8 protein-coding genes are annotated in these 13,976 nt (G+C 55.3%); 5 read left to right on the forward strand and 3 right to left on the reverse strand.

The features are described from left to right. Positions 1–133: 133 nt before the first annotated feature. The 3 genes from E5201_RS10095 to E5201_RS10105 form a co-directional block, all read right to left on the reverse strand. Positions 134–1,756 (reverse strand): tryptophan 7-halogenase, encoded by a 1,623-nt coding sequence (locus tag E5201_RS10095; protein WP_140985893.1) that lies wholly within the window; start codon positions 1,754–1,756, stop codon positions 134–136. After that, positions 1,753–3,297 (reverse strand): tryptophan halogenase family protein, encoded by a 1,545-nt coding sequence (locus tag E5201_RS10100; RefSeq protein ID WP_140985894.1) that lies wholly within the window; start codon positions 3,295–3,297, stop codon positions 1,753–1,755. Before E5201_RS10100 ends, E5201_RS10095 begins: the two co-directional genes overlap by 4 nt. A 154-nt stretch (positions 3,298–3,451) precedes the next feature. Then, entirely contained in the window at positions 3,452–6,676 is a 3,225-nt protein-coding gene (locus E5201_RS10105; RefSeq protein WP_140985895.1) for a TonB-dependent receptor, read from the reverse strand. A 718-nt stretch (positions 6,677–7,394) separates the two neighbouring features. Between E5201_RS10105 and E5201_RS10110 the strand changes: the two genes are divergently transcribed. The 5 genes from E5201_RS10110 to E5201_RS10130 all read left to right on the forward strand — a co-directional run bounded on the left by E5201_RS10110 (position 7,395) and on the right by E5201_RS10130 (position 13,971). Beyond that, the gene (locus E5201_RS10110) at positions 7,395–9,767 is read left to right on the forward strand and encodes a beta-N-acetylhexosaminidase (RefSeq protein WP_140985896.1); all 2,373 of its coding nucleotides are present in this window, start codon (positions 7,395–7,397) and stop codon (positions 9,765–9,767) included. A gap of 1 nt (position 9,768) precedes the next feature. Further along, positions 9,769–10,893: an acyltransferase family protein gene (locus E5201_RS10115; protein WP_140985897.1), complete on the forward strand. Its 1,125-nt coding sequence runs from the start codon at positions 9,769–9,771 to the stop codon at positions 10,891–10,893. 21 nt (positions 10,894–10,914) lie between these two features. Next, positions 10,915–11,448: a carbohydrate binding domain-containing protein gene (locus tag E5201_RS10120; RefSeq protein WP_140985898.1), complete on the forward strand. Its 534-nt coding sequence runs from the start codon at positions 10,915–10,917 to the stop codon at positions 11,446–11,448. A gap of 346 nt (positions 11,449–11,794) precedes the next feature. After that, the gene (locus E5201_RS10125; RefSeq protein WP_140985899.1) at positions 11,795–13,072 is read left to right on the forward strand and encodes a sugar MFS transporter; all 1,278 of its coding nucleotides are present in this window, start codon (positions 11,795–11,797) and stop codon (positions 13,070–13,072) included. Next, positions 13,072–13,971 carry a glucosamine kinase nucleotide-binding domain-containing protein gene (locus tag E5201_RS10130; protein ID WP_140985900.1) on the forward strand — a complete coding sequence of 300 codons (900 nt, stop codon included), beginning with the start codon at positions 13,072–13,074 and terminating at the stop codon, positions 13,969–13,971. Before E5201_RS10125 ends, E5201_RS10130 begins: the two co-directional genes overlap by 1 nt. Positions 13,972–13,976 lie beyond the last annotated feature (5 nt).

Below are 13,976 nucleotides of genomic sequence, written 5' to 3' on the forward strand. Positions count from 1 at the left end.
CAAAAGGGTTGGAGTCTGTGACGAAAAGGCGTGTCTTCGAGAACCTAAGCGCAGCGTACATTGGTACGTGAGTATCGGAAGCGCAGAAGACGCGACTTTGCAGGCCAGAAAACGACCCTTTTCAAACCGTCTCTTAGCCACGCCTCGCCCACACCTCCGCCTGATCCGGCCTGAGCCAGCCATCACGACGTACTTCGCTGGGCGCCGATGTTGCCGCCGCACTGCTCAGCCAGTCGGTTGCATTGCGCCCTCTGTCCGCGCCACTTAATCCGGCAGCCCGTGCCAGCGCCTGCTCGTGCGACGGCAAGGTCATAACCTGCGCCTTTATACCGCCCAGCAGGCTCTGGAAGCGATGCACCGCCTCACGCTTATCGGAGAACATGTTTTCGGCCTTATAATCATAGGTCCGCGGTATAAGCCCCTGCCCCAGCAGCAGCATATGCCAGCTGTCTTCGGTAAAGCTTTCATGATCCATGTGCATCAAAAGCCCGCGATCTGCATACAGCTTCAGCTTATAGGCCAGTTCCGGCGGCACTTCGGTGTCGCGCGCCCTGTCCCAAAGCCCCTCACCCTGCCGCTGATTGAGTTTATAATGCACAACCGAGACATTGCGCAGCCGCTCATAATGCGAACGCACATCATCGTTAAACAGCTTTTGCTCCGGCATCACCTCACGCTCGATCGGAAAGAGTGACATCAGATGCGTCAGGCCAATCTGGGTGACATGCAACCGGCTGGCATCTAACGGATCAAGCACGCAGGCGCTTTCGCCAATCGCCACGCAATTGCCAATCCACGGCTTGCGTCTTTGTCCGGCGGTAAAGGCGTTGACCGTCGCCCCCGCCGTGGGCTGAACGCCGGTAAGCGCCACCAGCGCCTTAAGCGCCTCGTCATCACTCAAGGCCGCCCCGTCATAGGCCATGACCATACCGGTTTGCCCCTGATGCGGATAAAGCCCAGCCCAGCCGTGCGCATGGGCGGTAATCTGCGCATAGAGCGGCAGGGGCGACAGGCCCTTACCCGCCGTCACCAGCAGGCGATTAAGCGGCAACCACTCAGACCAGTCCTCGAAATCATCCCCCTCAAGCGCCGCGATAAGCTTCCCCTGCGCCCCCGTCGCATCGACAAACAGATCGGCCTCAATCCTTTGCCCATCAGGCAATATGATGGCTTCGATCCGCCCATTACCCACCTGCGGCGTTATATCCGGCACCGAACTGACCGTGACGCCCCGATGCAGGGCATGGGCCTTAAGCCATCCGGCATAGGACGCCGCATGGATATGGTAGGCATAGTCACACGTTTCGGCCTCAAGTGCATCACGCGGCGGCGCAAAGCGTCCGCTTTTGGCCAGACCTGCGCCTACAGCAAATTCCTCATAGGGGACCTCAAGCCCCTCCGTCCGCGCCTTAAGCCAGGCCTGAACGAAAGGTAGCCCCTTCATGCTGGCCCCTGCCGAAGAATAGACATGCAGGAACGGCTTCTCCGCAAATCCGACAAACCGCTGGCCCACGGTGAATGACGCCCCGCAGTGGCGGATAAGCTCCGCCTGATCCAGCCCCATAAGCCTGTGAAAATTGCGAATATTTGGCAGGGTTGCGCAGACATCCGACGACTGCAACAGGGTCGGCAGTTCAATGACCTCAATGGACACCCCTGAGCGGGCAAACCCCCGATGCAGGGCCAAGGCACTGAGCCACACGGATTCATCCGAACCTACAATCACGACACGGCTGATACGATTTCCGGTCATCATCGTGCGCCTGCCTTTCGTGTGGCTCTCACTTCGGTATCCACCGCCGGACAATAGCCACGGATAAATTCATCATGGCTCGGCATGGCAGCGGTGTGGGTTCTGATCTTTTCGTGCATGTCACGCATACGCGCCAGAGCCGCCTCAAGTTCCATATTATCCGTCAACGGGTCATAGTTTTCAGGCGTAATCCCTTGTCCGTAAAACACCGAAACCCAACTCGGCATGGCAAACAAACCGTCCTTATAAAACGGTACATGGCCCCGATGCCGGAAAGCGGCGATCTTCTCTTTCAGGCTGTCGGGGATGTCCATGTTGCGCGTATAGCGCCATAGTTCGGCATCATCGCGCTCATTGGCGTGATAATGCAGGATCAGGAAATCGCGTATTCGCTGATATTCCACGTCCATGGAACGCTTATATTCCTCTATGGCCACCGGCTCCATTTCCGGCCCGCGCGGCAACAGCCTGATGAGATGAATGACCCCCATCTGGATCAGATAGATCGAGGTGGACTCAAGCGGCTCAAGGAACCCGCTGGCCAGACCTATGGCCACGCAGTTCTTGACCCAGCAGTCCTTACGCCGCCCCGAGACGAACTTAAGCTGCCAGGGATCATTCAGCGCCTTGCCATCAAGATTATCGAGCAGGGTCTGACGCGCTTCATCGTCACTGATGAAGGACGAACTATAGGCGTAACCGTTACCTGTCCGGTGCTGCAAAGGGATACGCCATTGCCAGCCCGCTTCGCGCGCAGTCGAACGGGTGTAGGGGGTGAAATTCTCATCATTACGTTCACAGATAACCGCAAAGGCGCGGTTATTCGGCAGCCACTTCGACCAGTCTTCAAATTCGGTCTTCATGGCCTTATCAATCAGCAGCGCCCGAAAGCCTGAGCAATCGATAAACAGATCGCCCTCGATCACCTGCCCCGAAGCCAGTGTCACCGAACGGATATAGCCGGTATCCGGATCAAGGTTTGTCTCGACAATCAGGCCTTCCTGACGCTTGACGCCGCGCGCCTGCGTGAAGCCCCTCAAGAACTGCACATAGAGAAACGCGTCAAAATGATAGGCATAGGCATAGGCCGCCGACACCGAGCTTTTATCTTCCGAAGGAAATTCAAACCGGTTGGTGCGTGTCGCCACGATCGGATAGGAATAGTCCTCAAGCGCGTGCTCAAGCCCCGCCTGTTTGGCCTTCATCCACAGATGGTGAAACGCGACCCCGCCCATAGGCTGACCAAAGACGCCGAAGGGATGCATATAGCGGTTCCCCTTCTTGCCCCAGTCAACAAAGTCGATCCCGAGCTTGAAGGTCGCATTCGAATTGCGCATGAATTCGACCTCGTCAATACCGACAAAGTCATTGAAATCCTTAAGCTGCGGTAAGGTTGCCTCACCTACGCCAACCGTGGCGATCTCATCGGATTCAATCAGGGTCACATCACAAAGCCCCGGCCTGACCGCCCCCGCCAACCCAGTGGCACACATCCAACCGGCCGTGCCGCCGCCAACGATGACTACCTTCAAAGGTCTTGTCATGATACTCCCCGCTCCATTTTTGTTTTCCTCTAACCTCTTGCAGTTTCCGCCCTTAATCAAGCGCAATTCACCGCTCAGCTCACAAAACAAAAAACGCGTCACCTTTGGTCAAAAGGCAACGCGCTTTTCAGTCATTTACACACAAACAGGCGCATCAGTACTTCAGGCGGATACCCATCTGAATTCGACGATCGTTCTTGAACCAGGCATTAGGGGCCAAATGGCGCTGATTGTTCAGCTGTTGTTTCAAAACGGTTTCACTGTTCAGCAGGTTCGACCCCTGAATGGCGATTTCCAGATTGTTGCTCACGCTATAGCGCAATGAGGCATCCAGATAGCCCGTAGAGTCCTGCCACACAGGCCCTGCGGTACAGCAATCAAAGGCCGTAACCAGGAAGCGCGACCGCCAGTTATAGGCGACACGTGCGGAAATCTTTTCCTTTTCATACATAACCACGAAGTTGTAGGCCCGTGGCGATACGCCTTCCAGAGCATTGGGGTTAATCGAGTCCGTATCCTGATTAAGCCCGCCCCCTCCGGTGTTTGTGTTACCGTCCGCAGATGCAGACACCAGATTGGAGTTGGTGATCCCGTCATTAGATACGTAGGTGTAGTTTGCCTGTATCCCCAGACCATCAAACGGTGCGGGCAAGAAGTCGAAGAAACGCTGATAGGCCAGTTCAAAGCCCTTGATCTTCGCCCCATCACCATTGACCGGCATCCCCACCTCAACCTCACGGGTTACCCCATTATGGGTGTAATCCTGTGTGAAGCGCTGGAACTGCACATAGTCATTGAACTGCTTGAAGAAGACGGTTGCCGTGAACGACCCGACTTCCGCAAAATAGTGCTCAAGCGAAACGTCAAACTGATCTGCCGTCATAGGCTTCAGATACGGGTTGCCCTGCCGCACCGTGTACTGGAAATCATAGGCAATGGCTTCGCCCTGCGCATTGCGTGTGACACGCTCGTTATTGGGATTGTCCAGATCAGGCGCAACACGCTGAATCTGAATGTAGTTTTTCAGGAAACCAATATCCGGGCGCGAGAGTGCGCGTGAGGCCGCAAAACGCAAAACCCATTGATCATTCAGGTCAAGCTTAAGGTTAAAGCTCGGCAAGGTGTTTTTATGCTTGGCATTGGATCGTGTGAGGAATTGCGCCCCATCATTGAACGCCAGTTCATCCGGCGTAATTACACAACCCACTGTCGCGGTAGGCTGATTATTGCCATCAACGCCCCGCGTACACACCTGCTGTTCGGTCGTCCAGGGTGACGCATAGGTCGTAGACCCATCCGTTCTGTCCTGTGTTTCGACATAACGAACACCGATATTACCCGAAACACGAATTCCGCCAATATAAGCATCAGGCCCGCCAAACTTGAGCATGACATAGGCCGCATTGGTCGTCTCATTCACTTTCAGGATTTCACCCGGCTTATAACAGCCATATTCCCGTTCAACGACTTCGGTCGCCCGGTGCCCGATACCTGAGCAAGAGGGATAATAAGGCTCGCCACCGAACCCAAGGGTGGGATATCCCAGTCCCGCCGCCAGTTGCTGACGGTCGGCCAGCTTATCCATATTGAAGAACAGGAATTCGTTGCGATTCAAGGCACCCCCGCCGTAGAAATCACTCGAAATCGCCGCTCTTTCATACAGATCCTGATCATATACCGGCTTATCGGCGTTGAAGGTATCCGCATTATTCGACCACAGGTTCGAAATATTGGCCCAGTTATAGGCGCCCCAATAGATATCCTGATCACGGTCGGCGTAGCGTATACCGGCCCGCAGTGAATTAAGCCATGTGTTATCAAAGGCATAGTCAAGATCAGCACGGGCTGAAATCTGCTTGCCTTCGCTGTCTTCCGTATGCTCGGTCACCGAATAATAGTGATAGTTGTTGGGGTTATCGAGACCGCCGGGAGACAGGTTGATATTATCGATATCCTGATCATTGAAGGTCAGTGTCGGATGATCACCGCGAGCGTCGATTACCAGTTCTGCCCACGACCTCATGGTTACAGAGGCATTATAGTTCTTCACTTCCGACGTCACATATTGCAGGTCGAAATTCAGTCCCAGACGCTCAGTCGGATTCCACTTGAAGTTAAGCGACGCATCCTGAGTATATTGCTTGTTCTTCAGGAAATTCGCCTGTGTCTGCAAAGCTGGCGCCCGTGTCGATGGCCCCGTACACCCCGCCCAGCCATAACAGGCTCTCAGGAAGGGGTCCCCCGCCGCATTAGCGGCGCGCAAGGCGGACTCAGCATCGTCATTACCTACCCAGCTTCCGCCAAAGGTGGCCGGGCTGCCGTAGATAAAGTTGCCCTTGCTATCGAACTCAAAGGGACTGGTGCCTTCAAGAACCATAAATTGCGTCGCGTCTCGTTCAATATAGGTCGTCGGCTTCTGGTGCGTATCATAAAGCCAGGCACCAACCGCACGTTCCTGCCAGGAATTATCATAATCCGAGCGATTGAACTGCCCGGTCAGCAACATTTTCCCATCGGTCGAACGCCACTGCGCGGCCAGCGCCACACCATTACGACGACGGTCATAGGTATTATCCCGCGCCCAGACGGCACCGGGCAGATATTTCAGACCATCACCAAAGGCCGGTACATCAAAGGCAATATACCGCTCCAACTGGAGGCCCTGACTGGCCGTTATTACCTTTGAATAGGCAAAGTTAGCCATAAGGCCAAACTCACCCAACTCTGTATCCCAACGATCAGACCAGATGCCCGATACCTGTGGCGTCCATTTTTTAGCAATGTCGCCCATGGAATAATCCACGCTCAACGCCATCATTCTTCCGCGGGAATCGAACGGCACGCGTGTTCGCAGGTTAATCGAGCCTGCAATCCCCCCTTCAATCAGTTCAGCGGTCTGGTTCTTATAGGTATCTACCCCCGCCATCAGTTCCGGCGAGACGTCACCCCAGTTCAACCCACGATCAGAGTTTGCCGTAAAGGTGTCACGCCCGTTAAATTCCGAACGCACCTGCGTCAGGCCACGCACCAGCACGCCTGAGGGTTCCGCTGAAAAGTGCGAGGTATCATCCGTACCGGCAAAACGGGTTACCGTAATACCTGCCACACGCTGAAGCGCTTCGGCCACTGATTTATCAGGAAAAGACCCCATATCTTCGGCCGTGATGGAATCCACAACCGTGTCTGCACTGCGTTTAAGCTGCTGCGCGGATTTCAGGTTCTGCCGTGCGCCGACAATAACCACTTCGGTCACTTCAGAAGCTGGCGCTTCTTGTGCGGAAACCTGTGTACCAAACATCGCAAAGGCGGCAATCGTCGCCAGACCCGTACCGCGCATGAGGTTATATCGCCCCTCTGGTATTCGTCTTGTATTACTCATAACCCTAAACCTCCTATTATTATCCTCAGCACGGCCTCTTCATGACCAGTCGCCTATTGGTCTTATTACTCCCCTTCTCTGGCAAATTTAGCCAAAGAAGACATAAGCTTTTATTTTTAATGCCTTTTCCCTGGAAATCTCAGAGCTTTGTCTCACATAGCGCCCCATCGATAGGACGCATTTTGCAAGATTTACTTCACGCTGTTGCCATGCCGCTGAAAACGGTCTCGAAAATACACGCCCAAGCCCTTTGACAATGCCGAAAACTCGCCTTCCAGACTAATTCAAACCAGAAAGGGCATTACCATTTTGCAGGGAGGATGCAGACAAAAGTTACTTATAACTCAAGCCTGAACAGCCAACCGAGCCTGAACACAATCATCTTGACATTCGCAGAAGCATAACCAATTTCCATATTGGCATAACAACTAGACTATAAAATATTTATATTGTCTATAAAAATCTGACACAAATATTATCCATACGTGAAACACACTTACAGCATTGTTTAAAAATGATTTTTTTAAATATTTTTGATTTTCTATAATATTTTGTGCGGTTTCATAATACCCATTTCATTAAAACTGTTGCAAAAAAACATTGACAGAGGTTCCCAAACAAATCCTTTTTAAACAAAGAACTGAGCGCACGATGTCCATTTGGTATTTAATTGGATACATAAACAAAGGCGACTCAGGTCAGGGAAAGGGGCGAAACAATGATTGAAAAGCGGCGGCACCTGATCAGGTCTTTGTTGCGCTCACGATTACCTGTCAGCGCCTGCCTTATTCTCGGTCTGGCCTGTGCTGGACATGCGCAAACCCTGTCTGCAGCGTCCCCCGATATCACCCCTGCCCCATCCCAATGGCAGGCAGCGACAGGTCATTTTAACCTGACAGCCACCACGATCATACATCTTCAGGACGAGGGTACTGCCGCGCACATCCCCCAATATCTCGCTGACCAGATATTCAAGACCACGGGATTACGTCTGACTTCCTCCACCGACACATCCGCCCCCCAGATTTCGGCTCACACTCCGACAATCCGCCTGATCCTTAACCCTGACCATAAGATACCAATCGAAGGCTACATCCTCCGCATCACCCCCGATGGCATCCGCATCGAGGCAGGCGACAGCGCCGGTCTGTTTTACGGCGCGGTCAGCCTGTGGCAGGTAATGACCACTCACGGCACCACCCTGCCCGCCATGACGATTACGGACGCGCCGCGTTACAAATGGCGCGGCCTGATGATTGATTCCGCCCGTCACTTTCAAACACCTGATGAGCTGAAGCGTATTATTGACGCCATGGCGGCCCATAAGCTGAACCTGCTGCACTGGCATCTGGTAGATGATCAGGCCTGGCGGCTTGAGATCCGCAAATATCCACGCCTCACCGAGATCTCCGCCCATCGCCAGCCCGCCGGCGCGCAAGGCTTTGATACCAATGGCCAGCCCGTAAGCTATGGTGGCTTTTATACTCAGGCAGAGGTGCGTGATCTGGTGGCCTACGCGCAGGCCCGCCATATAACCATTGTGCCGGAAATCGAGATGCCGGGCCACGCCCTATCGGCCATCCGCGCCTACCCCCAGTATGGCGTGACCGGCGAAACGCCTGATGAAGATATGAATGACTGGGGTATCTATCCCTATCTGTATAATGTCGATGACGCGACCTTCGCCTTCCTGACCGACATACTCGATGAGGTCATCGACCTGTTCCCCTCGCCCTACATCCATATTGGTGGCGATGAGGCGATCAAGAACCAGTGGGAACAAAGCCCTTACGTCCAGCGCCGCATCCGCGAACTTGGGCTGAAAAACGAACATGAACTGCAAAGCTGGTTCATCACCCGCATAGGCGAACACCTCACCAAACGCGGAAGGCGACTGGTCGGCTGGGATGAAATCCTCGAGGGCGGCCTGGCCCCTGACGCCACGGTCATGAGCTGGCAAGGTCTGGACGGGGCCAAGGCCGCCGCCCGAATGGGCCATGACACGGTCCTGTCGCCCTGGCCTGAGCTTTATCTCGACAGCCGCCAGAGCCTGACGCCCGACGGCCTGCCCGGCAGAGGTGCCTTAAGCACCCTGCGCATGGTCTATGATTTTGATTCAACACCTGAGGATATGACCGCCGCCGAGCACCGGCACATTATCGGCGTTCAGGCCAATGCCTTTACCGAACATATGCGCACCTCGGAACGGCTGGAAATGATGACCTTCCCACGCCTGCTGGCCCTGTCCGAAGTTGGCTGGACAAGCGAGACCAATCGGAACTGGCAAGACTTCAGCAACCGCCTCCCCTCAGGCCTGAAACGCCTTGATGAAATAGGCGTGAAATATAATGCCATCCCCTTCACACCAGACATAAGCCTTACCCCCAACGGCAGCGACAAGGCGCGCGTCAGCCTCACCCTGCCGCTGGAAATTGGTCAGGTTCACTATCGTCTGAATGACGCGGCCTACCGCCCCTATCAGGGCGCATTCGATACGGCCTTACCCGTGACCTTACGGGCGCAGACGCATTTTAACGGCAAACCCCTTGGGCCGGAACGCGTTTACGATCTGACCACAGAAGCGGCCCACACCCGTCAGAGCCATAAGCTCTTGCCCTGTGCCGCCGACATCTTCCCGCACCTCCTAGAAGACGATGCCCCGACCAGCGGTGAGCGCGCCGTTTTCGCCATCAATGTCTATAAATCCTGCTGGATCTGGCCGCAGATTGACCTGAGCCAGACCTATGACGTCACCGTCCGCATTGGGCAGGTGCCCTTCAATTTCCAGCTTGCCGGTGGACGACGTGAAGTCATTGTCGGGCAACCGGAAACGCCACTCGGTGAATTACTCATCCGCCGCCGTACAGACACCACAGATCAATGCACCGGTGAGATACTGGCCACCCTGCCCCTCAGTGCAAATAATACAAAAACCCCGACCCTTTCCACCCTAACGGGTCAGATGCCCGCCACAAGTGGCACAGACGATATCTGCTTCAGCTTTAATCGCCCGTCCATCGATCCGGTCTGGGCTATTGATCAAATCACGCTTTTACCTTCAACTGCCTCAAAATCGATAAGGGGAAACTGATATGTCCGCGCCTGTACAACGCTTGATTTCGCTGGATGTCCTGCGCGGACTGACGGTCATCGGCATGATATTGGTCAACGCTACCGCCGGCATGTATTACGGCCTTGAGGCCAAGGTGTTTCCGCTTTTGCTGCACGCCCACTGGGACGGCCTGAAAATCGCCGATGTGGTGTTTCCCGCCTTTCTGCTGATGGTCGGCGTGTCGATCCCGATGGCGCTGGGTAAGGCCAAAGCCACCACCGGCCTTAATGCCGAGCAGGGTCGCAAGATTTTCTGGCGCACCTTTCGTCTGTTTCTGATCGGCTTTTTGTTGTCCAACCTGAGCTGGCTGGCAACCTTCGCTGAGCCCTGGCGTTTCTGGGGCGTGCTGCAACGTATCGCCCTTGTCTATGGCGCCTGTGCCGTCCTGTTTTTCCTGTTGTCGCCCAAACTGAGGCTATGGCTGATCGCCGCCATACTTATTCTCTATTGGCCGCTAGCGCTCATCCCCTCGCTAGACGGCATTGCCACTGACCTGTGGGCGCGGGGCCAGAACTTCATTGCCTCGGTTGATCGGGTGATGTTCGGCGCAGGCGGACACAACTATGTCAAAGGCCCCGAAGGCTATGACCCCGAAGGCCTGTTAGGCACGTTACCGGCCATTGCACAGGGCCTGATCGGCATGGCCATTGGCGAATATCTGATACGAAACAAGGAAAAGAAAACGGCCCTGACGCTTCTGGGTGTGGGGGTCATCATGGTTCTGGTCGGCGCGGCATGGGGCCTTGTATTTCCTGTCATCAAAGATATCTGGTCCTCAAGCTTCGTGCTGGTGACCTCAGGCATCACCGTCATCGCGCTTTCCGGTCTGCATGGCTGGCTTGATAAGGGTAAGCCGGTCAGCGGTCTGGCCACCATTCCGGTAACCTTTGCGCTGGCCTTCGGTGTCAACGCCATTGCCGCCTATGTGCTGCATTTCCTGATGAATTCGCTGATGGGCTGGAAGCTTCTGACCCAGACCTATTTCCTGACACGCGACCATGTCGGCGAAGCCGTCGCCGCCCTGTTCCCTGTCTTCCTGTTCATTCTGGCGATCTGGCTGCCGATTGAGTATCTGCGTCGTAAAAAATGGATCATCAAGGTTTAGGCCAAATTTAGGGAGCATAAAATGAAAGCGCGTTTTGTAAGCATCCTGCTGACCGCAGGCCTCAGTCTGGCGTCACCCGCCGCAATAGCTCAGGACGGTATTGAAAAGAACCTGATCAATGCCCCCGATGTCAAAGGCTGGAACGTGTACGGTGACGGCCAGAGCCATAAGTTCCGCAAAGACAAGGACGTTCAGGGCGGCGGGGCCTTGCGCATAGATATTTCCGCCGCACGCCCCAATGTCTGGGATATTGGCGCCTCGGCTCCAATTACCGGTGCGATAAAGGCCGGAGACAAGCTGATCCTGATTGTCTGGGCGCGTCATGAGGGCGAAGGCACTGTGGAAATTCCGGCGGTTATCCAAAAAGGCTCCCCGCCCTATACGCCCATTGTCGCCAGCACCCTGACGGTCACATCCGAATGGAAAATGGCGACGCTTGAAGGGGTATCTCCCACTGATTACGCCGCAGGGGAGGCCAATATCGCCCTGCAACTGGGGGGACAGGCCGTGAAACTCGATCTCGGCCCGGCTTTTGTGCTGAATATGGGGCAGTAAAGCCGCCGCGAATCCCTTAAAACATATCCAATATAATTCCAATTATCATACCCCTTCACGCCCCTGATCCGGCGCGAAGGGGTTTGTTTATGCCCACCACAGGTTCACGCCTCACGTGATATAGCCAAAGCGAATCCAAACAAAACTATACACCTCAATTAATTGAATTATATAACTTTATATAAAATATTCTAAATTATCCCTGCCTGAAAGCATAGACAAAACCTGTCGCCATCACGCTTGTTCCCGTTTATTATTTTTCAATTTCATAAGGAATCCCCTAGACAAATCCCCGAATTGACGTCTTATTCATACAATACCAAAAACAATAAGAGGTCATAACGCCATGACGGAAACCGCCCCGCAACCGGCACGCTCGCCGCTGATGATCATGGCCCTGATAGGGCTGCTGTTCTTCATCTTCGGCTTTGTCACATGGCTAAATGGCCCGCTGATCACCTTTTTCAAACTGGCCTTTACGCTGGATGACGTCAGCGCCTTTATGGTGCTGATGGTCTTCTATATGTCCTATCTGTTTCTGGCCCTGCCCTCTGCTTTTATCCTTAAGGCCACGGGCATGAAAAAAGGCATGGCGCTGGGGCTTCTGGTTATGGCCTTGGGCGCGGTTCTGTTTGGTCAGGCAGCGACCCATCGCATGTTTGAAGGCGCGCTGGCGGGCCTGTTTGTCATTGGCGGCGGACTTGCCCTGCTGCAAACGGCGGTTAATCCGTACATTTCCATTGTCGGCCCTATCGAAAGCGCCGCCCAGCGCATCGCCGTCATGGGGATATGTAACAAGTTCGCGGGCATTCTGGCGCCAATCGTCTTCGGCGTTCTGGTAATGCAGGGCGTGGACAGTTTCGGCGCTCAGGTTGAAGCCACCGCTGATCCGGCGGCCAAGGCCGCGCTTCTTGATACCTTCGCGCAAAAGGTTTTGTGGCCCTATATGGGCATGGCCGCCCTGCTGGCCCTGCTGGCGCTTCTGGTGGTCAAATCACCCCTGCCTGAAATCAAGGGCAGCGATCAGGAAAAACCCTCACAGACCGGTGCCCGCAAAAGCCTTCTGGCCTTCCCGCATCTGTGGCTCGGCGTGGTCTGCCTGTTCCTCTATGTCGGCGTTGAGGTTATGGCCGGTGACGCCATCGGCACCTATGGCGCCGAATTTGGCCTGCCGCTGGAACAAACCAGTATGTTCACCTCGCTGACGCTGGGCGGTATGCTGATCGGCTATCTGGTGGGTCTGGCGGTCATCCCTAAATTCGTTTCTCAGGAACGCTATCTCGCCTTTTCCGCCATGCTCGGCATTCTGTTCAGCATCGGGGCCTTTATGACGCAGGGCTATGTCTCGGTGGGCTTCGTGGCTGCGCTCGGTTTCGCCAATGCCATGATGTGGCCCGCCATCTTCCCGCTGGGCATCCGCAACCTTGGGCGTCTGACCGAAATCGGCTCCGCCCTGATGATCATGGGCATCTGCGGCGGCGCGCTTCTGCCGCAACTCTATGTGCTCTTAAAACAGAATATGGATTTCCAGTTGTCGTTTCTGGTGGTTATGGCCCCGGCCTATGCCTATATCCTGTTCTTCGCCCTGTGGGGCAGCCGCGCAAAGGTTGAAACAGCCGCCTGATGTCCGCTTACGCATACTATATCGGCATTGACGGGGGCGGCACCAAATGCCGCGCCCGTTTACAGAACGCGAACGGCACCACGCTGGGCGAAGGTCTGGGCGGCCCGGCCAATATCCGCCTTGGGCTTGATCTCGTCTGGGCCAATATGCTGGAGGCTATTGACGCGGCCCTGTCACAGGCGGGCCTTGACCGCAGCGTCTTTCCTGACACGGCTCTGGGGCTGGGGCTTGCGGGCATTACCACTCACGAAGACGCCACCCGCACCACTGAGGCTGGCCCTACTTTCGGATTCATCAATGCCGCCACAGACGCGCATATCGCCTGTTTGGGGGCCTTTTCAGGACGCAACGGCGCCATCATGATCAGCGGCACCGGCAGCGCGGGCTATGCGTGGGCCGACGGTCAGGGCCATGCCATTGGCGGCTGGGGCTTTGAGGTCAATGATGATGGCTCCGCCGCTGTCTTAGGGCGCGAAGCCGTCGCTGCCGCCTTGCATGGACATGACGGCTTAGGCCCGCATACGGATTTTACCCGTGCCCTGATGACCCATTTCGGCGGCCAGCCATCTGATGTCGTCCATTGGGCCACAGGTGCCGCACCGCGTGACTATGGCGCACTCGCCCCGCTGATTGTGGAATATGCCCTTAAGGGTGATGCCATCGCCAGCGATCTGCTGCGTAAGGCGGCCACCGATCTCGGCCTTTATCTGCGCAAGCTGCACACCCTGTCCGGGACCTCCGTGTGTCTGGTCGGTGGCATGGCCGAGGTGCTCAGGCCCTGGCTGACGCCGGACGCCCTTTCTCTTTTACAAGCCCCCGAACAGGACGCGCTTTATGGCGCACTGCGCCTCGCGCACGGGGTTTCAAACGGATTACAGCCCCCCGCTGCAGGGGCATAGGTAGA

Source organism: Asticcacaulis tiandongensis (assembly GCF_006475605.1).
In the GTDB taxonomy this organism is placed as follows: Bacteria; Pseudomonadota; Alphaproteobacteria; order Caulobacterales; family Caulobacteraceae; genus Asticcacaulis; species Asticcacaulis tiandongensis.